General features: G+C 63.8%; 21 protein-coding genes and 1 tRNA gene. 8 read left to right on the top strand and 14 right to left on the bottom strand.

Features of this window, described 5'->3' with window-relative positions; translation table 11 throughout:
• The first annotated feature begins 332 nt into the window (after positions 1-332).
• Positions 333-1958: a recombinase family protein gene (locus RIN79_RS03930; protein ID WP_309083333.1), complete on the top strand. Its 1626-nt coding sequence runs from the start codon at positions 333-335 to the stop codon at positions 1956-1958.
• On the opposite strand, the gene RIN79_RS03925 is transcribed toward RIN79_RS03930, so the two are convergent.
• A tRNA-Met gene (locus RIN79_RS03925) sits at positions 1915-1991 on the bottom strand. The two genes, RIN79_RS03930 and RIN79_RS03925, sit on opposite strands and share 44 nt — an antisense overlap.
• Before the next feature lie 386 nt (positions 1992-2377).
• On the opposite strand from RIN79_RS03925, the gene RIN79_RS03920 reads away from it, so the two are divergent.
• Positions 2378-3331: a Gfo/Idh/MocA family oxidoreductase gene (locus tag RIN79_RS03920; protein WP_309083307.1), complete on the top strand. Its 954-nt coding sequence runs from the start codon at positions 2378-2380 to the stop codon at positions 3329-3331.
• Between the two features lie 59 nt (positions 3332-3390).
• Here the strand turns inward: RIN79_RS03920 and mnmA are convergent, their stop codons facing one another.
• On the bottom strand, positions 3391-4566 hold the full coding sequence (gene mnmA / locus RIN79_RS03915; RefSeq protein ID WP_309083306.1) for a tRNA 2-thiouridine(34) synthase MnmA: 1176 nt from the start codon (positions 4564-4566) through the stop codon (positions 3391-3393).
• A 229-nt stretch (positions 4567-4795) separates the two neighbouring features.
• Here mnmA and RIN79_RS03910 point away from each other — a divergent pair, with 229 nt between their 5' ends.
• Positions 4796-5071, top strand: coding sequence for a DUF1153 domain-containing protein (locus RIN79_RS03910; RefSeq protein ID WP_159587124.1), 276 nt, complete (start codon positions 4796-4798; stop codon positions 5069-5071).
• 47 nt (positions 5072-5118) lie between these two features.
• Here RIN79_RS03910 and RIN79_RS03905 read toward each other — a convergent pair whose 3' ends face one another.
• Positions 5119-6042 carry an NADP-dependent oxidoreductase gene (locus tag RIN79_RS03905; protein ID WP_309083305.1) on the bottom strand — a complete coding sequence of 308 codons (924 nt, stop codon included), beginning with the start codon at positions 6040-6042 and terminating at the stop codon, positions 5119-5121.
• A gap of 137 nt (positions 6043-6179) precedes the next feature.
• A complete protein-coding gene (locus RIN79_RS03900; protein ID WP_309083304.1) occupies positions 6180-6551 on the bottom strand; it encodes a flagellar export protein FliJ in 372 nt (123 codons plus the stop codon).
• A 425-nt stretch (positions 6552-6976) separates the two neighbouring features.
• Between RIN79_RS03900 and ctrA the strand changes: the two genes are divergently transcribed.
• The gene (gene ctrA / locus RIN79_RS03895) at positions 6977-7672 is read left to right on the top strand and encodes a response regulator transcription factor CtrA (protein WP_159587121.1); all 696 of its coding nucleotides are present in this window, start codon (positions 6977-6979) and stop codon (positions 7670-7672) included.
• Positions 7673-7732: 60 nt separating this feature from the next.
• Here the strand turns inward: ctrA and RIN79_RS03890 are convergent, their stop codons facing one another.
• Positions 7733-8101, bottom strand: coding sequence for a response regulator (locus RIN79_RS03890; RefSeq protein WP_309083303.1), 369 nt, complete (start codon positions 8099-8101; stop codon positions 7733-7735).
• 81 nt (positions 8102-8182) lie between these two features.
• Positions 8183-8812 (bottom strand): histidine phosphotransferase ChpT, encoded by a 630-nt coding sequence (chpT, locus tag RIN79_RS03885; RefSeq protein WP_309083302.1) that lies wholly within the window; start codon positions 8810-8812, stop codon positions 8183-8185.
• A gap of 272 nt (positions 8813-9084) precedes the next feature.
• Between chpT and RIN79_RS03880 the strand changes: the two genes are divergently transcribed.
• Entirely contained in the window at positions 9085-9693 is a 609-nt protein-coding gene (locus RIN79_RS03880) for an EipA family protein (protein WP_309083301.1), read from the top strand.
• Between the two features lie 78 nt (positions 9694-9771).
• Complete coding sequence (locus RIN79_RS03875) at positions 9772-10989, top strand: hypothetical protein (RefSeq protein ID WP_309083300.1); 1218 nt, start codon at positions 9772-9774, stop codon at positions 10987-10989.
• Here RIN79_RS03875 and RIN79_RS03870 read toward each other — a convergent pair whose 3' ends face one another.
• Together RIN79_RS03870 and RIN79_RS03865 are read right to left on the bottom strand one after the other, a co-directional pair.
• Positions 10990-11787: an RNA methyltransferase gene (locus RIN79_RS03870; RefSeq protein ID WP_309083299.1), complete on the bottom strand. Its 798-nt coding sequence runs from the start codon at positions 11785-11787 to the stop codon at positions 10990-10992.
• 1 nt (position 11788) lies between these two features.
• On the bottom strand, positions 11789-12544 hold the full coding sequence (locus RIN79_RS03865; protein WP_309083298.1) for a DUF2470 domain-containing protein: 756 nt from the start codon (positions 12542-12544) through the stop codon (positions 11789-11791).
• A 111-nt stretch (positions 12545-12655) separates the two neighbouring features.
• On the opposite strand from RIN79_RS03865, the gene RIN79_RS03860 reads away from it, so the two are divergent.
• Together RIN79_RS03860 and RIN79_RS03855 are read left to right on the top strand one after the other, a co-directional pair.
• A complete protein-coding gene (locus tag RIN79_RS03860) occupies positions 12656-13117 on the top strand; it encodes an Rrf2 family transcriptional regulator (protein WP_309083332.1) in 462 nt (153 codons plus the stop codon).
• Positions 13107-13997: an NAD(P)/FAD-dependent oxidoreductase gene (locus RIN79_RS03855; protein ID WP_309083297.1), complete on the top strand. Its 891-nt coding sequence runs from the start codon at positions 13107-13109 to the stop codon at positions 13995-13997. The genes RIN79_RS03860 and RIN79_RS03855 overlap by 11 nt, the downstream gene beginning before the upstream one ends.
• Before the next feature lie 2 nt (positions 13998-13999).
• Here RIN79_RS03855 and choV read toward each other — a convergent pair whose 3' ends face one another.
• The 6 genes from choV to RIN79_RS03825 form a co-directional block, all read right to left on the bottom strand.
• Entirely contained in the window at positions 14000-15187 is a 1188-nt protein-coding gene (gene choV / locus RIN79_RS03850; RefSeq protein ID WP_309083296.1) for a choline ABC transporter ATP-binding protein, read from the bottom strand.
• Positions 15184-16038, bottom strand: a complete 855-nt coding sequence (choW, locus tag RIN79_RS03845; RefSeq protein WP_309083295.1) for a choline ABC transporter permease subunit — start codon at positions 16036-16038, stop codon at positions 15184-15186. The genes choV and choW overlap by 4 nt, the downstream gene beginning before the upstream one ends.
• A gap of 174 nt (positions 16039-16212) precedes the next feature.
• On the bottom strand, positions 16213-17160 hold the full coding sequence (locus tag RIN79_RS03840; RefSeq protein ID WP_309083294.1) for a choline ABC transporter substrate-binding protein: 948 nt from the start codon (positions 17158-17160) through the stop codon (positions 16213-16215).
• A 183-nt stretch (positions 17161-17343) separates the two neighbouring features.
• Positions 17344-18852 carry a tripartite tricarboxylate transporter permease gene (locus RIN79_RS03835; protein ID WP_309083293.1) on the bottom strand — a complete coding sequence of 503 codons (1509 nt, stop codon included), beginning with the start codon at positions 18850-18852 and terminating at the stop codon, positions 17344-17346.
• A 6-nt stretch (positions 18853-18858) separates the two neighbouring features.
• Positions 18859-19320, bottom strand: coding sequence for a tripartite tricarboxylate transporter TctB family protein (locus RIN79_RS03830; protein ID WP_309083292.1), 462 nt, complete (start codon positions 19318-19320; stop codon positions 18859-18861).
• 57 nt (positions 19321-19377) lie between these two features.
• Positions 19378-20352: a tripartite tricarboxylate transporter substrate-binding protein gene (locus RIN79_RS03825; protein WP_375165870.1), complete on the bottom strand. Its 975-nt coding sequence runs from the start codon at positions 20350-20352 to the stop codon at positions 19378-19380.
• Between the last annotated feature and the right edge of the window lie 40 nt (positions 20353-20392).

The raw sequence follows: 20392 nt of genomic DNA, 5'->3' as shown, positions 1-20392 counted from the left end.
GGGTATGACGGTGGGAGCCGCGGCCTTTCTGTTCTGGCCGACTTGCGGCTCAATGCCCGTTCGACATCAATGGACGAACGGGTGCCGCCATGGCGGACGAATTGGAACCGGCCAATGACAATTGCAGCGCCGGCAATTATGCCGGTGCTGCATCGCACGAGGAAGTCGACGTTGCTATCATGTCGCTTGCCCGCCTGCTTGGTCGCCAGATCGCGCGAGAGCATTTCGAGGCGATGCAGGCGGCGAATGAGAACCGCGCTGCCCCAGGTGATCAGGAAACATCGGAAGGTGAGAGGGGTGGCGGAGGATAGGTCGCGGATGAGGAGACAGCGATGTCCCAGGTTGCACTCTATGCCCGCTATTCGTCCGACAACCAGCGGGAAGCCTCGATCGAGGATCAGCTGAGGCTCTGCCGGGAATACGCGGCCCGCGAAGGATGGACGGTGGTTCAGACCTATTCCGACGCCGCGATTTCCGGCGCAAGCATCGTCCGCCGCCCAGGCATCCAGCAGCTGCTGGCCGATGCCCAGCGTGGCCGGTTCAAGATCGTGCTGGCCGAAGCCCTTGATCGCCTCTCGCGCGACCAAGAAGACGTTGCCGGCCTTTTTAAGCGGCTGCGCTTTTCCGGTGTCGGGATCGTCACCCTCTCCGAAGGCACAGTCGACGAGCTTCACGTTGGCCTCAAGGGCACCATGAACGCGCTCTTTTTGCGCGACCTCGCCGCCAAAATCAGGCGTGGTCAAAGCGGACGCATATTGAACGGCTATGCCGCAGGAGGCCTGTCCTACGGGTATCGCGTTGTGAAGAAGGTTGACGACCAGGGCGAACCGATCCGGGGATTGCGCGAGATTGACAAAGAACAGGCCGCGATCGTCCGGCGGATTTTCCGGGAATTCGCATCCGGCCGCTCGGCGCGCACGATTGCCGCCGACCTAAACCGGGACCGCGTTCCCTCACCATTCGGGAAGAACTGGGCCGCATCGACCATCAACGGTAATCTCAAGCGGCGCAGCGGCTTTCTCTACAACGAGGCCTATATCGGGCTGCTCGTCTTCAACCGCATCCAGATGGTCAAGGACCCCGAAACCGGCAAGCGCATCTCGCGGCCGAACCCTCATGAGAAATGGCAGGTGGTGGAAGTGCCGCACCTGCGCATCATCGAGGATGATCTCTGGGATGCAGTGCAGGCGCGTAAGAAACTCTACGGCGGCACGCGGCTCTACATTCGTCGTCGGCCGAAGCACATGTTCTCGGGCCTTGTGCGCTGCGGGTGCTGCGGCGCCTCCTACACGGTGAAGAGCAAGGATCAGCTCGCTTGCGCCGCGCATCGCGAGAAAGGGACCTGCGACAACAGCAGGACCATTCGCGTTGCGGAGCTCGAAAGACGTGTCTTTGACGGTATCCAGAAGCGACTGCTCGCACCAGATGCCATTGGCCGCTTCCTAGCCGAATACCATTCCGAACAGAAACGGCTGAATGCCTTGAACCGGCAAAGGCGCGCAGAGGCCGAAAAGCGGCTGGCCGGCATCGACAGGCAGATTGCAAACATCATCGATGCCATTGCGGAAGGAGTGGCAACAGCAAGCATGAAATCACGGCTGCTGGAACTTGAACGCGAGAAGGAGGCCATGACGAAGGAGCTGGAAGCGATCACCGCCGCGGCCAATGTCGTGGAGCTCCATCCAGCAGCGGTCGAGGCCTACCGCCGGAAAGTCACGGAACTTCAGCTGGCGCTGAGTTCCGACGAGAAGGAGCGGCGGGAAGCGGCGAACATCATCCGCTCACTCGTCAACGGGATCGAGGTCATGCCTCTGGATGGCCGGGGGCAGCTGGAGTTAAGGGTTCAGGGAGCCTTGGCCGAGCTTCTCAATCTGCCAAGCCGCAGGCCCGGAGAGCTTCCAAGGACTGTATTGGTGGTAGCGGAGGAGGGACTCGAACCCCCGACACAAGGATTATGATTCCTCTGCTCTAACCAACTGAGCTACTCCGCCATGGGCGCAAGGCAAAAAAGGGTCAACTGCGCCGAGGACGGGCGGATATAAGGTTCTGGGTCCGGCGGTGTCAAGCCGCCCGGTGGAGCGCGAGGGTTGAGCGTTGGCAAATCAAGCGGCGTGTCCAGCAGAGTAAAGCCCGCGTCAGGCTAGGGCAGGGAGCAGAGCCAAAAGACCATCGCTATTGGAGAAGGCCTGCGTGCAGGCCGTCAGACGAGCCGCGTTCCCAACGGGCCATGAGAACGAGGGAAAGATGCGGGTGCGCCCGAAGGGTGGGCGATCCTGCCGGACATCTCCCCACGGCGGGAGCGCATGAAAGGAGCCGCGGGCTTGAGTTGCGCGGCAGGCGCCGATATGTGTCGGCTAGCCAATCACGTGAAGATTATATGAAGCCGCGTATCGCCGTCCTTGGATGTGGCTATTGGGGGTCGAACCACATCCGCACCCTGAAATCGCTTGGGGCGCTCAGCGCCGTGTCCGACGCCAATCGCGCGCGCGCCGAAGGCTTCGCCAGCGAGCAGGACTGCCGCGCCGTTGACCCAGAGGATCTGTTCAACGACGGTGAGGTGGACGGGGTCGTGATGGCCCTGCCGCCGCAATTTCACGCCGAATACGCCACCAAGGCCGTCCGCGCCGGAAAGCATGTGCTTGTGGAAAAGCCGATTGCGCTCACAGTCGACGACGCGAAGGGGGCGGTGAAGGCTGCGCGCGAGGCGGGCCGCGTCTACATGGTGGGCCATGTCCTGCGCTTCCATCCCGCCTTCGAGAAACTGAAGGAACTCATCGATGCGGGCGAACTCGGCGAGGTGCGCTACATCCATTCGCACCGGCTGGGTCTAGGGAAATTCCACACCGAGAATGACGCGCTTTGGGACCTGGCGCCGCACGATCTGTCCATGATTCTCGCTATCACCGGCGCGCCTCCCCTCGAGGTCCGAGGGGAGGGTGCCGCTCTACTGGATCATCTGAGCGACTTCGCCCATCTGCATATGCGCTTTGAGAACGGCTTGCGCAGCCATCTCTTTGCTTCGCGCCTCAATCCTTACCGGGAGCGGCGACTAACAGTCGTCGGCACCAAGGCGATGGCCGTCTTCGACGATGTCGAACCATGGGGACGCAAGCTCGCCGTCTATCGCCATGCGGTATGGCAGGATAGCGGCCAATGGGCCTTCACGACAAACGAGCCCACCTACATACCCGTGCAGGAGGGGATGCCGCTCACGCGCGAACTCGAACATTTCCTTGACTGCATCGAGAACGGGGCTGAACCGCGCACGACCGGGGAGGAGGCGATCGAAGTGCTGCGCATCCTCACGGCGGGTACGGTTTCGCATGTCTGACGCGGCGCTACAAAGCGGTTCGCCCACCCCTTTGAGCTTTCCTGCATGTTCAGCAGTCGTTAGACCGGTAGGTGTTCCAGGCGCGAGAGCAGCGCCTCGGCCTCCGCGCGCCGCTCCGAGCGCCCAATGAAGCCGCCGCCGAAGACGCGCGCGTTGTTCATGTCGTCGGAATAGAGCACGCAGGCCTGGCCCGGCGCCACGCCTGCCTCGCCCTCGTGCAGCTCCACCCAAGTTACGCCGTCGCGGTGGAAGAGCCTCGCCGGGGCAGGCGGGCGCGTGGACCGTACCTTCGCGAAAAGCTCCATTCCGTCGGCGGGAAGCGCCTCGAGCGGCTCATCGCCCAGCCAGTTGACCTGGCGGAGGAAAAGCCGGTGAGTCTCCAGCGCCTCGCGCGGGCCCACCACGACGCGTGCCCGCTCGGCGTCGAGATGCACGACATAAAGCGGCTCGCCGGTGGCGATACCGATGCCGCGGCGCTGCCCGATCGTATAGTGCAGGATGCCCTCGTGGCGGCCGAGCACGCGGCCGTCGATATGGATGATCTCGCCAGGGCTTGCCGCCGCCGGCTTCAGCTTGGCTATGACGTCGGAATATCTTCCGCGCGGCACGAAGCAGATGTCCTGGCTGTCCTGCTTGGCCGCGACCGACAGGCCCATGTCCTCGGCCATGGCGCGCACCTGCGACTTGGGAAGGTCGCCCAGCGGAAAGCGCAAATAGTCGATCTGCGCCTGGGTCGTGGCAAAGAGGAAATAGCTCTGGTCGCGGTCGGAATCGACCGGGCGAAAGAGCGCGCGGTGGGCGCCGCTCCGCCGGGAGCGGACATAGTGCCCGGTGGCGAGCGCGTCTGCGCCGAGTTCGCGCGCGGTTTCCAGGAGGTCGGAGAACTTGACGGTCTGATTGCAGGACACGCAGGGGATCGGCGTCTCCCCGGTCATATAGCTCTGCGCGAAGGGGTCGATGACCGCCTTGCGGAAGCGCTCCTCGTAATTAAGCACATAATGCGCGATGCCCAGCGTTTCCGCCACACGGCGGGCGTCCTCAATGTCCTGGCCAGCGCAGCACGAGCCCGCCCGGTGTACCGCGGCGCCATGGTCGTAAAGCTGCAGCGTGACGCCCACCACCTCGTATCCCTGCCGGGCGAGGAGGCCGGCCACGACGGAGGAATCGACGCCGCCCGACATGGCGACAACCACGCGCGTCGTCTCTGGCCGTCCCGGAAGGTCGAGGCTGTTCATCACTTTGCATTCCATCCCTGATTGGCGGTAAATGGCAATGTGGGGCGGCAAGGTCAAGATGCCCGCAGCCCGGCGTTCTACAGCGGTGCTCTGCATTTGAATCAAGTTCTTCGGCAGTCCCTAACGCCGGATTCACTTCTGTTACGCTAGTCTTACCAGGCGCTTAGGCAAATCTTAAAGCTGGGACGCTATCGTCCCGGCGTGGTCTTGGTTCAGTGTAGAGAGTACGATGACCGATCTGGTTCGACCGCGCGTAAAATATGTCATCGGGCCTGACGGAAGCCCGTTGACGATTGCGGATCTGCCCCCGTCCAATACGCGCCGTTGGGTCATCCGCCGCAAGGCGGAGGTGGTTGCCGCAGTCCGCGGCGGGCTGCTCAGCCTCGAAGAGGCTTGCCAACGCTATCGGCTGACTGTGGAAGAGTTCCTCTCCTGGCAGGCTTCCATCGACGAATACGGCCTGCAGGGTCTCAGGACCACCCGTATCCAGCAATACCGCCACTGAGTCTGGGGCCGGAAGGCGAGGCGTCCCGTCTCCCTTGCGGCCTGGCCTCATACCGTCAGGACCACCTTCCCTTTCGGCTTCGTTGCCAGATAGGCATGCGCTGCACCGGCCTCGCGCAGCGGAAATGTCCCGTCGACATGCACCCGGAGCTTGCCGGCATCCGCCAGCCGTGCAAGCTCCGTCAGGCCGTGCCTATCAGGCCGCACGAGGATCGTCTCCAAGCGCACGCCGCGCGCTCGGGCCTGTGTCTCGGCGCTTTCGGCCGGAGGACGCAACGAAACGACGATGCCGCCCGGCCGCACTGCCGCGACCGTCTTGGTGGCGTGTTCCCCGCCGATCGTTTCGAGGGCGATGTCGATCTCGCCCGCCCGCTCGGAAAAATCCTCTTTGCGGTAATCGATCACGGTATCGGCCCCGAGGGAGCGGACAAATTCGCCCTTGCCGGCGCTGGCCGTCGCGACGACGAATGCACCCATGGCTTTGGCGACCTGGATGGCGAGGTGCCCTACGCCACCGCCCGCCCCATGGATCAGCACGGTGTGACCCGGCTCGATCTCGGCCATTTCCATCAGGCTCTGCCAGGCCGTCAGGCCGGCAAGGGGCAGCGCGGCGGCCTGCTCGTGCGTGAGCGAGCCGGGCTTCAGCGCCAGCTCCTGCGAGGGCGCGGCCACCTCCTCCGCATAGGCCGCTGCCTGTTTGGGAAAGCGCGGCATGCCGAAAACCTCGGCGCCCGGCGCGATATCCGCCTCTGGTCCGGCGGCGATCACCACGCCGGATATGTCCCAGCCGATAGTGAAGGGCGGCTGGCCGAGCAGGCGGAAGGCTCCGGCGCGTACCGACGCGTCCACGGGATTGAGCCCGGCAGCCCTCACACGCACCAGGACCTCACCTTTGCCGGGCGTGGGTGAGGGCCGCTCAACGAGGCGGAGCACTTCCGGCCCGCCGGTCTGTTCCTGGATAATGATCTGCACCGCTCAGCTCTTCGCAACGGAAACGCCGCCCCAATCCGTATTGAATTGGTGCTGTCAGGGCAAATAGGGAATGGCGTTTTGCAGAAGGTTACCGCCGCGCGCCTGCGGCGGTTGATGGGCGAAGAAGCTCCGCCGCGTCAGCCAGCCGCTGCCCGCGGCGTGTCGTCGCCTCCGCGCTTGGCATCGCGCAGTTCGAGAGCTTCGGCCTTCTTGAGCTCGGCTTCCGCCTCGGCGAACTCCAATGCTGCCTGCTCCTTCTGCTGCAGAAGCTCGGACTGCGACGTCCTGAGATTGTCACGGCGCAGGCGCGCGGCCTTGGCGAAGGTCGGGTAGGCGAAGTGGTTCTGGTCGGTGATGCCGGTCTTTGCTTCCTCGGCGAGGATCTGCGCTTCCAGCTCGGCGGCCATGCGGTCGAATTCGGCGATCATCGCATCGAGCTGGGCCATGCGGCGGCGCTTCTCGTTCAGCTGAAATTGCTTCAGCCGAACCAGGTTCTCACGTGCTTTCATCTATCCACTCCCAGAAACGCGGACGCATAACCGAATTCACCTCGATGCTCCTCTCACCGAGCAGCCCCGGCTTTGGAAAACAAAATCCTAAAGAAGCTCACCGGCAGTAACCATTCATTTACGGGCATTGTTAATCATAAGGTCGATGGCTTAAGGCGCGGTAAAAATTTCGGGGCTCGCGCCTGGCGGGCAATGTCAGCACGGGTTCACTCCGGCGAGTGGCGCCGGAGCTGGAGGCGGAGAGGCATGAGGCTGATTCAGCGTTTCGATTCAATAGTGTGTCGGCGAAAGCTGAAAAAAGCTCTTAGCGCGATCCGAAGCGAATCAGATATTGTTAACCATTAACTGGCAGCTTCCGGTCAGGTGGTCACTGCTCCGCGCCGGATGCCTGCCAGTCCCGGTCGGCGGCGGAAAAGGGGAATAAGATGCGCGTTTTGCTGATTGAAGACGACAGTGCGACCGCACAGAGCATCGAGCTGATGCTCAAGTCGGAGAGTTTCAACGTGTATACGACCGATCTCGGCGAAGAGGGCGTCGATCTCGGCAAGTTGTACGACTACGACATCATCCTCCTCGACCTCAATCTTCCCGATATGTCGGGCTACGAAGTCCTGAGGACGCTGCGCCTTTCCAAGGTCAAGACGCCGATCCTGATCCTTTCGGGCATGGCGGGCATCGAGGACAAGGTGAGGGGCCTTGGTTTCGGCGCCGACGACTATATGACCAAGCCGTTTCACAAGGACGAGTTGGTTGCGCGCATTCACGCCATCGTCCGCCGCTCCAAGGGCCATGCGCAGTCGATCATTACCACGGGCGATCTGGTGGTCAATCTTGACGCGAAAACCGTCGAGGTGGCAGGCCAGCGCGTTCACCTCACCGGCAAGGAATACCAGATGCTGGAGCTCCTTTCGCTGCGCAAGGGCACCACGCTTACAAAGGAAATGTTCCTCAACCACCTCTATGGTGGCATGGACGAGCCCGAGCTGAAGATCATCGATGTCTTCATCTGCAAGCTGCGCAAGAAGCTGGACACCGCCTCCGGCGGGCAAAACTATATCGAAACGGTGTGGGGCCGCGGCTATGTGCTGCGCGAGCCCGAGGAAATCCGCGAAAGCGCCTGATTCCGCCCTCAGAATGCACCAGAAAAGCCCGGCCATGCGCCGGGCTTCCTGCTTTCGCGGTCAGGCGGCGATCTGGAATTCGCGAAAGCTTTCGAGGAGCTGGGCGCGCGTGAAGGGCTTCATGATATGGCCGTTGGCGCCGGCCCGTTTCGCGCGCATGAGGAGACCGACATCGAATTCGCACATGCACAAGAGGATGGTCGGCTTACGGTCGCATTCGATTGCCATCAGCCGGGCCGTCAGCTCGCAAGAATCCATATCCGGCAGGCGGTAGTCGACCATCACTATGTCGGGCATCCCGTGTACGCAGATGTCGAGCGCCTCGCGCGCCGTGGCGGCTTCGGCCACGAGCATCTCCGGGCCGCCAAGGATCCTCTTAGCGACCATGCGGATAACGCTGGAATCATCAATAATCAGGCAGCGCTTCATCGCCAACCCGCTTGCTGCGCAATCTCGTGCTTGTAGCAAATACCCGTAAAGGGTGCACCAACAAGTACGGTAAAGGTGGTGTTAAGCGGCTTTCAACACGATCTCTTCCGCGGAGCCGTGGATAGAAATCGTCATGCCGGTCTCGCGCGCAAGCAGCAGCGTGTAATAGAACTGCACGCTATGGGCATCGATGGGCTCCTCGAGCTGCCTTCCCGCATGAAGCTCGAGGAATTTGGCAGGCACCCGGATCATCGGCCCCTGCGCGACCAGCGTGAACACCGGCGCGGTCTCCAGGTTTTCAAGCCTTACGCGCAACTTGCCGCCCCTCGGGATCGCGGCGTTGGCGATCAGGAGAAGGTTCAAAAGCAGCTTCACCTTGTTCTTGGGCAGGAGCGCGCGGCCGCCGCTCCATTCAAGCTCGGGCTTCTCGTTCCGGATGAAAGCGTTCGCCACCGCTTCCGCGTCACCCGTGTCGATCTGCATGCCGGCAGATCCGGCCGCGCCGAAGGCGATGCGAGCGAATTGCAGCCGTGCCGAGGCGTTGATGGCGCTGGTGCGGATCAGCTGCATGGCGTCTTCATCCGCGCCGCCTTCGTCGAGCAACTCCAGTCCGTTGTTGATCGCGCCGACCGGCGAGATGATATCGTGGCAGACGCGGCTGCACAAAAGGGCGGCGAGGTCCGGCGCGCTGATCGAGAAAACTTCGGTCATTTTCAACGTCCCCTAGGCGAAATCAACACGGCAGGGCCATGCTATCCCTGCGAATCGCGCTGTCCAGAATGGTGACCTTGGTTACACAGGATCGGGCTGGGAGCAATAAACTGCGGCACCACGTATCTTCCGCCGCCCCGGATTCCTGAGGGCGCCGACGCGCTTTAATGGTTGAAAAAGAATTACGTCTTAACCTCCAATTGTTCGCAATCGGGACGACGTTGGCGATTCGCGGAAAGTGGCGCGACCTCGCTCACAAGGAGATGAAACCGATGCTATCCAGCCTGTTCAAGAAAGGAATTCCCGGATCGGGCCGCGCCGCCCGCCTCGCTTTCGTGGCGCTGGCCGTACTGGCGGCTCTGGTTGTTCTGCCTCAACCCTCGGCGCGCGCGCAGAGCGGCGCGTATACGATGGAGGAGATCGTCGAGGCCGGGAGCAACTTCTTCGGAGCGACGACGGGCGGCCTCGCAACGCTCGTCGAGAAAATCTTCTCAACCTACGGACTCCCCAATGGCTATGTGCTCGGCCAGGAGGGCTCGGGTGCCATCGTGGGCGGCCTCACCTATGGCGAGGGCACGCTCTACACCAAGAATGCAGGCGACCACGGCGCTTATTGGCAGGGGCCCTCGCTCGGTTGGGATTTCGGCGCACAAGGCTCACGTGTGATGATCCTGGTCTACAATCTCGACCAGGTGAATGCTCTCTATAAGCGATATATGGGAGTCGCGGGCTCAGCCTATATCGTCGCCGGGCTCGGCTTCAACGTGCTCAAGAACGGGCCGGTGCTCATCGTGCCGATCCGCACCGGGGTCGGGGCGCGGCTCGGCGTCAATGTGGGTTATCTGAAAATGACGGCGCAACCAACCTGGAACCCGTTCTGACGCGGCGTTTAGGGCACTGGATTTCTTGCTGCCCGCCGGGCAGAGTATGAGGGCACCTCTCGTCGGATCCGTCGCCTCGTGTTTCAAAGCGTTCTGTCCTTCATCCTCGGCTTCCTTGCCGCCGCCACGCTTGCCCTTGCGCTGGCGCCAATCCTTTGGCGGCGCGCTGGCAAACTGATGCGTAGGCGCCTCGAAGCCTCCCTGCCCATGTCGCGGGAGGAACTGCAGGCCGAGATCGACGCCGTGAAGGCCGAATACGCCATGGCGATGCGCCGGCTGGAGATGAAGTCTGAGGCGGTCAAGAAGAAGGCGGCTGCGGACCTCATCGAGATCAATCGCCTTCGCGAAGAGGTCAAGAACCTGGAGGAGCTCAACGGCGAGAGGGACGATGCCGTGGCTCAGCTCGAAACCGAGCGCAACGACCTGGTGGCCCGGCTCGCCGAGCGCCAGGCGGAACTCAAGACGCTCACGGCAAGGCTGGCGGAGACGGAACGCCAGCTTCGCGACCGCCAAGGCGAGGTGGAAGAGCTCTCGCGCCTTTATGAAGAGGCGAGCCTCACCCTCAGCACCAGGCAGATCGAGCTTGTCTCCCGGGAGGGGGATATCGAGCGGCTGAACGACTCGATCAGTCTTCTGCGCAATCAGCGGAAGGACGCCGACAGGGCAGCGCGCGATGCCCTGGCGGAGAAGGCCAAGGCCGAAGAGGCGCTGCGCGTGGAGAAAAAGCGTGCCGCCGATCTGGAGCGTAGGCTGGAAGGCATGGTGGCCACGCTCTCTACTCGCGAGGAGAAGCTGGAGCGGCGGGAAAAGGAAGTTGCGCGCCTGAAGCTCAAGCTGAAGGAAACCGCGGTCCCAGGGGGGAACGGTCCCGCTGTCGCCGCGGAAGCCAATCAGGAGACGGCGCCGCTGACGACGCAAGTTGCCGACCTTTCATTCCAGATTTCTTCCCTCGTCGCCGCTGCAAACGGCGAGAAGCCCGTTACGGGACTGCCTGGTGCGCGCAAGTCCGAAGTCGCCCGGCTGCAGTCGCGCATCGCCACGCTTATGCGCGAGAACAAGAAGCTGCGCGCCGAGCTTGCGGCCTCGGCTTCCGAGGAAGGGTCTGGAGACCAGGCTTTGCGCGAGCGTATCTCGTCGCTTGCGGCCGAAGTCGTGAACCTCGCCGCCACATTGGACGGGCCCGAATCCCCCATCGAGAAGGCCCTGTCGCAGCCCGCGCCGCCGGCGGACGACGAAAGGCCGCTCAGTCTCGCTGACCGGGTGAAGGCGCTGCGGGAGACCACACCCGCGGAATAGCTACCGCCAAAGCCGGTGCAGCGCGATCGCAGACGCGGCGGCCACGTTGAGACTGTCGAAATCCGCGCGCATCGGGATCCTCACGGATGGCAGGCGCTCAAGGAGCGTCGGTGGCAGGCCGGGACCTTCGGCTCCCAGCAGAACGGCCGTGCGCGGTGCCCGCTCGATCGTGGCAATGTCGTGTTTCCCGCTCGGGCTCAAGGCAAGGGTCTCAAAACCCTGCGCCGCAAGCGCCTCCACGATGGCGGCCGCGCTTCCTCCTCGCGCAAAAGGCACTTTCAGAGCCGCCCCCACGGAAACACGTATCGCCTTGCGGTAGAGCGGATCGCAGCAATCGCTGTCCAGGATCACGGCGTCCGCCCCGAAAGCCGCGGCGTTGCGGAAGATGGCGCCCATATTGTCGTGATTGGCGATGCCTGAGAGCGCTACCACCACTGCCGTCTCCGGAAGTTGGGCCAGCAATGCTTCTGGAGCCTCTTCATTGCCGCGCAGGCCGATCGCGAGCACGCCCCGATGCATATGGAAGCCGGCAATGGCGTCCATGACTGCACCGCCCGCCACATAGACGGGCACGTCCTCGGGCACGTGTGAAATCAGTTCCTCCAGCCCGGGCACACGGTTCTCGCGCAGGAACACGGATTCGGGGGCAAAGCGCGATGCCCGGAAGAGGACATTCAGCACCACCTTGCCCTCTGCGATGAAGCGGCCTTGCCGGCCAACAAGGTCGCGTTCGCGGACGTCGCGATAGGTGGCGATCCGCGGGTCCTCGGGATCCTGGATGCGAATGAAGTCGCGCATCTCAGATGCCGCGCGCTTTTTTCGCCATGGCGACAAGGGTCGGCCGAATGTCGGCCGTATCCCCCACCCGCTCCTCGAAGAAGACGCGGCGGACTTCGTCTCCCTTGGCGAGGTCGATGCCCTCAGGATCGATGCCGGTCAGTAGCCATTTGCCTCCTTCAGCACCGGTGAAATGAGCGGCGTAGTTGGCGACCGCGTCGGCATGATCCTCGTTCATATGCCTGATGACGCCTTCCTCCACCTCCTCGAACCCTTCGAGCGGTCCCGCCGCCAAAAGGTCGTCGCGCTTGAGCCGATAGGCGCGCGCGAAGCCGCCGATCAAAAGCGCTCCTTCGGGCACGAGGCGGAAGAAGGCGAAATCGGCAAAGCCGGCATAGAGCTTCGCCTTCGGATGACGGTTGAGATAGCGCCGCTCGGCATGAGCCCAGATGGTCGTGCCGCGCTCCAGTTTCTCCGCGCGAGCCTTGATAGTCAGGCGAGGATGGGCGAGGGGATCCCCCTTTCCCGGCTCGCCGAGGAGCAACGAGCAGCGCGGGTCGGCCTCGAGCGCCTGCGTGTGCGCCGAAAGCGCTGAGACAAGAACGAGGGGGGCGCCGTCCATGGCGGTCGCCACCGCCACGCGCGTGGCAAGCGGCGCGCCGTCCGCTGGATCGAGCGTGGCGAGCGCGCCGAAGCGGGCGGCCCGTAGCAAGGTCTTGGCGAGCCGGATCGCCTCCGCGTCGGTTTCGAGGATCGGGATTTTCGCTTCCTTTTCCATGGTGCCTCCTGCGTCCAGTCCGCAATCGCCGATCTTCCCTGCGCTCCGCAAGGTTCATTTTTCCGCGGTTGTCTCTTGACGTAGCCGGAATCATGTATCATGTATTGTTACATGAGGCGGGACAGCAGACTTTCCGGGATCCTCCATGCCTTGCTCCACATGGCAGAGCAGGGGCGGCCGATGACCTCTGCCGAGCTCGCCTCCTGCATGCAAACCAACGCCGTGGTCGTCCGGCGCACCATGGCAGGGCTGCGCGAGAGGGGCATTGTCCGGTCGGCGAAGGGCCATGGCGGCGGATGGGAATTGGCCTGCGATCTCTCTCAAGTCACTCTGAAGGATATTTACGACGCCCTCGGCGCGCCGGGCGTGCTCGCGATCGGCTTTCACCTGGAGAACCCGTCCTGCCTCGTCGAGCAGGCGGTAAACAGGTCGCTTGCCGGTGCATTCCGCGAGGCGGAGGCATTTCTCATTGGCCGGTTAGGGGACATTACCCTAGCTAAGCTGGCAGAAGACTATCGCTCGAGCCTCGCCTACCGGCACAGCCACAAGCAAAGGCACAATCATGACCTATGACGCAATAGTGGTAGGCGGCAGCTATGCCGGCCTCGCAGCGACGCTGCAGCTCGGCCGTGCCCGGCGAAGGGTGCTGGTGATCGACGAAGGCAAGCGCCGTAACCGCTTTGCGGAGACGTCGCACGGCTTCCTCACTCAGGACGGGACTCCCGCCAGCGAGATCGCTGCCCGTGCCCGCGCCGAAGTCGCGGCCTATCCCACGGTCGAATGGAAGGAAGCACGGGCGGATTGGGTGGAAAAGACAAGTTCGGGCTTCGCGGTCCGCACCTCCGGCGGAGAAAGCTACGAGGCACGCCGGCTCGTGCTCGCGATCGGCGTGGTGGACGACCTGCCGCAGGTCCCCGGCCTCGCGGAGCGTTGGGGCAAGAGCGTCTTCCACTGCCCCTATTGCCATGGATACGAGCTGGGCGGCGGCCCGATCGGCGTCATCGCCACTTCCCCTTCCTCCATGCACCACGCGCTCCTCCTGCCGGAATGGGGCAAGACCATCTTCTTTCTGAACGGCGCCTTCGCCCCGACCGAGGAGGAGAGGGCGCAGCTTCAGCGGCGCGAGGTGGCGATCGAAACCGAACTCGTCGAGAACATCGCCGGCAAGGCCGATGTGGTGCTGCGCGACGGACGGGTCTTCTCGCTCGCCGGCGTCTTCACGGCCACGGTCACGCGCCTATCGACCACGCTGGCCGAGCAGCTCGGCTGCGACCTCGATCAGGGCGCGGTCGGCACATACATCAAGACAGATTCCATCAAGCAGACCTCGGTGCCGGGTGTATTTGCCTGCGGTGATGCCGGACGCCCAGCGGGTGCGGTCGCCCTCGCCGTGGGCGACGGCACCTTGGCAGGGCTTGGCGTGCACCGGTCCCTCGTCTTCCCCGATCATTGAGGCTATCGCCGCAGCACAGCTTTCAGAACGTCGCGCACGCCGATCGCTCCCACGAAACGCGAGGCCTCGTCGAACAGGGCGACGGGCGCGGTCTGCGACTGGTGCATCGCCTGCATCACGGTCTTCAGCGGCGTGCCGGCGCGAGCCCAATAGACCTTCGGCTGGTCCTCCGGCAGCGGCTCCATATTGTCGCAGGAGACCCACACCGCCGGCCTTCCGTCCCGCTCGGCGGCGACGACCAGCATGTTCTCGTCCAGCCTGAAGCGCGTGGTGTGCCGCAGATCGAGCCAGAGCCAGCCTTCGCCCGCGCTTTCTAGATCGCGGGCATCGCGCATGACATTCCAGGCCGTCAGCACCGACAGCGGGTTCACATTGGCGATGAAGTCGCGCACATAGTCGTTCTGCGGCCGCAGCACGATGTCCTCCGGCGCGCCGGTCTGCACGATCCGTCCGCCCTCCATGATGGAGATGCGGTTGCCGATCTTCAGTGCCTCCTCCAGATCGTGACTGACGAACAGAATGGTCTTCTTGAGCCGCGCCTGAAGCTCCAGAAGCTCGTCCTGCAGCTTGGTCCGGATGAGCGGGTCGAGCGCGGAAAACGGCTCGTCCATGAGCAGGATCGGCGCTTCCGTCGCAAAGGCGCGCGCCAGGCCCACGCGCTGCTGCATGCCGCCGGACAATTCGTGCGCGTATTTTTGCGCCCAGTCCTCCAGATGTACCAGCGCCAGCTGCGCCCTGACGCGCTCCTGCCGTTCCCGCAAGGGCACGCCCGCAAGCTCCAGCCCGAAGCCGACATTTTCCGCCACGGTGCGCCAGGGCAGAAGCGCGAATTGCTGGAACACCATGGCCACGCATTCGCGCCGGACTTTCCGGAGCTCTTCCTGGGAGCAGTTCACCACATCCGTCGACCACTCGCCGTCATGCACGATCACCTCGCCGCGGGCTACGCGGTTCAGCCGGTTGACGGCGCGCAGCAGCGTCGACTTGCCGGATCCCGACAGCCCCATCAGGACGGAAATTTCGCCGCGCTCGACGGCTAGGTTCGCTCCCGCGCAGCCCAGCACCGCGCCGGTACGCTCCAGGATCTCGGCGCGGCTTGCGCCCCCGTCCACCAGCCGCAGCGCCTCCGCAGTCTCCCTCTCGCCGCCGAAGATGATGTCGACGTCGCGGAACTCCACCGCCGGCTTCATCGGCCATGCTCCCTGCCGATCCGCGCCATGCGGTCGAGGATGATGGCGAGCACGACGATGGCGAGCCCCGCTTCCAGCCCGAGGGGGATGTTGACCGAATTGAGCGCCCGCACCACCGGCTTGCCCAGCCCGTCCGCGCCGATGAGGGCGGCGATCACCACCATCGACAGCGACAGCATGATGCATTGGGTGAGGCCGGCCATGATCGAGGGCAGGGCGGCCGGCAGCTCCACCTTCCACAGAAGCTGGTTCTTGGTGGCGCCGAATGCCTGGCCCGCCTCCAGCATCGGCTTTGGCACCGAGGTGATGCCGAGATAGGTGAGCCGGATCGGCGCCGGGGCGGCAAAGATCACGGTGACGATCAGGCCGGGCGCAGCCCCGAGGCCGAAAAGGATAAGCACCGGAATCAGATAGACGAAGGTCGGCAAGGTCTGCATGAGGTCGAGAATGGGCCGCAATATCTGGTAGACGCGGTCGCTATGCGCCGCCCAGATGCCGATCGGCACGCCGATGGCCATGGAGACCGCGGCGGCGGCGACCACCAGCACCAGCGTCTCGACGGTCTCCGTCCAGAGCCCCTGGTTGACGATGAAGAGAAGGCCGATCGCCACACCGAGCGCCAGCTTCCACGAACGCTGCAGAAGATAGGCAAGGGCGGCGAGGAGCGCGACGAGCAGGATCGGCGGCAGCCACAGGAGCACCGTCACCATGCCGTCGAGCGCCGCCGTCAGCCCCTCGGCTATCGTGTCGAAGAAGGCGGCGAAATTGGTGGTCAGAAAATCAAAGAATGTGCGGCCCCATCTGCCGATGGGTATCTTCCAGGCTTCGATAAGCGCGGTGACGGGGTCCATCAGCTGGGGGTGTCCTCGGGCTTGCGGGAGAGGACGACGCCGTCCGCCACTCCTGCTGCGGCGTTGATGACTGGCAAAAGCAGGGATGGCGGCCGATCTCGCCCCTTTTCGGGGAGATGGGCGGCAGCCCGGAGGGGGGCGTGAAGGAGCGCTGCCCTTTCCATCGGGTGATCCTTACAATCCCAGATGCGCCTTCGCCGCCGCCAGCCCATCCTCGCCGTCGAAAGTCGTGACCCCCTTCAGCCAGGCATCGAGCGCCTGCGGGTTTTCCTTCAGCCAGGCGGTCGCCGCTGCCTCGGGCTCCTCGCCGTCATTCAGGATCGCTCCCATGATCTCGTTTTCCATCTCCAGCGAGAAGACGAGGTTCTTGAGGAGCTGCCCGAGATTGGGGCATTCCTCCGTGAAGCCGGCCCACACATTGGTGTGCACCGTCGCGCCGCCGTAATTGGGACCGAACACCTCATCGCCTCCGTCGAGATAGGCCATGTCGAACTCGGAATTCATGGGGTGCGGCTCCCAGCCGAGGAAGACGATCGGCTCCTCCGCCTGCACCGCCCGGCGCACCTGCGACAGCATTCCGGCCTCCGAGCTCTCCACCAGCTCGAAGTCGCCGACCCCGAACAGGTCCTTCTCGATCATGTCGAGGATCAGCCGGTTTCCGTCATTGCCCGGCTCGATGCCGTAGATCTTGCCGTCGAGCTGGTCCTTGAACTTGTCGATATCCGCAAACGTCTTCAGCCCGGCGTCATAGGCGTATTGCGGAACCGCGAGCGTGTACTTGGCGCCTTCCAGATTGGTGACCACCGTCTCGACCGAACCATCCTCGCGGTAGGGCTTGATGTCGGCTTCCATCGTCGGCATCCAGTTGCCGAGGAACACGTCGATGTCCTTGTTCTTGAGCGAGGCATAGGTCACCGGCACGGAGAGCACCTGCACTTCCGGCTCGTAGCCAAGCCCCTCGAGCAGCACCGAAGCAGTGGCGGTGGTGGCGGTGATGTCCGTCCAGCCCACGTCGGAGAAGGTGACGCTCCGGCAGGATTCCGGATCGGCGGCAAAGGCGGTACCGCCCGCAAGTCCGGCGGCGATGGCGAGCCCGGCGCTCAGGCGTTTCATACAGGACATGGTTTCTCCCCTCGAATTCGTTGGCTCCGAAGCCCAGGGCTTTGACCTGCTTCGGTTTTCCCTCAAAGGCAAGCATCAATTCCGGACGGGTTCAAGGGCTAAACAACCAGCCGCCGTCCGCGCTAAAATGTCCGGCAGCGACTTTTCCCGTCGCGTATGGGATTTATGCCGTCCGCTGCTGCTTCAAGCCTCCTCGACGAAGACCTCCTCGCGCTTCCTGCGGACGGCCGGCAGGAAGACCACCACGAGAACCGCGAGCGCGATCAGGAGCAGGATGGCGCTGATCGGACGGGTGAAGAAGGTGGTGGGATCGCCGCGCGAGAGGATCATCGCCCGGCGCAGGTTCTCCTCGAGCAGCGGCCCCAGGACGAAACCCAGAAGAAGCGGTGCCGGTTCGCAGCGCAGCTTGGCGAACACATAGCCCGCAAGCCCGGCGAAGGCGACGAAGAAGAGGTCGTAGACGTTGGAATTGACGCTATAAACCCCGATGGAACAGAAGGCCATGATGATCGGGAACAGGATATAGTAGGGGATCGTCAGCAGCTTCACCCACAGCCCTATCAAGGGCAGGTTGAGGATCACCAGCATCAGGTTGCCGATCCACATGGAGGCGATAATTCCCCAGAAGAGCGCCGGCTGCTCGGCGGCGACATTGGGGCCCGGCACGATGCCCTGGATGATCATGGCGCCGATCATCAGCGCCATTACCGGATTTGCCGGGATGCCCAGCGTCAGCATGGGGATGAAGGAGGTCTGAGCGCCCGCATTGTTGGCCGATTCCGGTCCGGCCACTCCCTGGATCGCGCCCTGGCCGAACTCCGATGGATTGTCCGCGACGCGCTTTTCGAGCGTGTAGGAGGCGAAGGAAGCAAGGATCGCGCCGCCGCCGGGCAGCACGCCTAGGGCGGAGCCCAGCGCCGTGCCGCGCAGGACCGGCGCCACCATGCGCCTCAGCTCGTCGCGCGTCGGCATCAGGCCCGAGACTTTCGCGACGATCACTTCGCGTGTCCTGTCCGTCTCCAGGTTGCGCAGGATTTCGGCTATGCCGAAGACGCCGACGGCAAGCGCCACAAAGTTCAGCCCGTCGGCGTATTCCCTAATGCCGAAGGTGAAGCGCGGCGTGCCGGAATAGATGTCCGTGCCGACAAGCCCCAGAAGCAGGCCGATGATCACCATGGCGATGGCCTTGACGACGGAGCCATGCGCCAGGGCGACCGACGAGACGAGGCCCACGATCATCAGCGAGAAATATTCCGCCGCGCCGAATTTAAGCGCAATCGCGGTAAGCGGTGGGGCAAAGAGCGCCACCAGTCCCGTCGCGACCGTGCCGGCCACGAAGGAGCCGATGGCGGCGGTGGCGAGCGCCGCCCCGGCGCGTCCCTTGCGCGCCATCTGGTAGCCGTCGAGGGCCGTCACGGCCGACGAGGACTCGCCCGGCATATTGATGAGGATCGCCGTGGTCGAGCCGCCATATTGCGCGCCGTAATAGATCCCCGCCAGCATGATCAGCGCTCCCACCGGATCGCCGATCTGGAAGGTTATCGGGAGCAGCATGGCGATGGTCGCCGTCGCGCCGATGCCCGGCAGCACGCCAATCAGGGTGCCGAGCAGCACGCCGATGAAGCAGAACAGGAGGTTCCACAGCGTGGACGCCGTCTGGAAGCCAAGGGCAAGGTTCTGGAGGAGGTCCATGATGCCTCAGAAGGCCAGCCAGGGCCCGACCAGCCGGAAGGGGAGGCCGAGCGCATAGATGAAGGCAAGATAGGAGAAAACCGTCACCCCGGCGGAAATCAGCACTGCCATGAGCGGGTTCATGCGGGTGCTCGCGAAGGAGGCGATCAAGGCGGTGCAGAAGATGGCTGGGAGGAAGCCGAGGCCGCGGACGGTCAGGCCGAAGAAGATCGGCGCGGGCAGGATCAGGAATATGCCGCGCCAGGCTATCGCCCCCAGGGCCTCGCCTTCAGCCCGGATGGATTGCAGGATCACCACCACCCCCAGAAGCATGAGCACGCCGGAAAGTACGAGCGGGAAGTACCCAGGTCCCATGCGCAGCGCGGTGCCGAGCTCCATGCCGACGGACTGGTAGCCGAACACCGCGCCGACGGCGATGAAAAGAAGCCCGCAGGCAAGATTCACACGGTCGATCGTGTAGCCGCTCACGCTCGCCAAACTCCGGTTCTATTGGGAAAGAATGGGGCGCCGAGGCGCCCCATCGTCCTAGTCGGCATAGACGCCGGCGGCCTCGATAATCGGACGCCAGCGGTTGATCTCCGTCTCCAGCTTGGCCTTGAGCGCCTGGGGTGTTGCGTCTTCCTGCGGGGAAGGGGTCGTGCCGAGTTCGCCAAAGCGGGCCACCACGTTCTCGTCCTGGAGCGCCGTCTGCAGCGATTTGCTCAGCCGCTCGACCACCTCGGGCGGCGTTCCCTTCGGGGCATAAAGGCCGTGCCAGACGCTCACCTCGAGGGCCGGAAGGCCTGCCTCGGTCACGGTCGGCAGATCGGGCAGCACGTCAAGCCGCTCCGGCGTCGTCACCGCATAGGCCTTCACTGTACCGCCCTGGATCTGTTTGGTCGTGTTGGTCGTCTGGTCGCACATGATGTCCACCTGGCCGCCCAGAAGGTCGGTCATGGCCGGGCCCGTGCCTTGGTACGGCACGGTCGTGAGCGGTGTCTCGATGGCGCTCATGAACAGCATGCCGCAAAGATGCGAGGCAGCGCCGATGCCCGCATTGGCAACCGTCACCTGATCCTTGTTTGCCTTGACATGCTCGATGAAGGCCTTGAAATCCTGCGGTTCAAAATCCTTCCGCGCGACGATGGTCATTGGGACCTCCGTCACCAGGCCTACATAGTCAAAGGCGTTGAGCGGGTCGTAGGGCAGCTTGCGATAGAGCGTGGCGCTCGTTGCCATGCCGATATGATGCAGAAGAAGCGTGTAGCCGTCGGCCTCGGCCTCGGCCACGCGCGCAGCGCCCAGCGTGCCGCCGGCGCCGCCGACATTCTCCACCAGGACCTGCTGGCCGAGATCCTTCGCCATCGCCTCGGCGACGAGACGCGTCACCGTGTCGGTGGGACCGCCGGCCGAGAAGGGCACCACGATGGTGACCGCCCGCTCCGGATAGGCCTGCGCGCCAGCCACAGAGGGAACGGCAAAGGCGGCGGCCGCGAGCATCGCAACCCACATTTTTTTCATTGGAAATCCTCCCAAACTCAACCATCAATCGGATTGATGA

Source organism: Chelativorans sp., assembly GCF_031180965.1.
In the GTDB taxonomy this organism is placed as follows: Bacteria; Pseudomonadota; Alphaproteobacteria; order Rhizobiales; family Rhizobiaceae; genus Chelativorans.
Note: the sequence above shows the minus strand (reverse complement) of the source record. Positions and strands in the feature narration are given on the sequence as shown.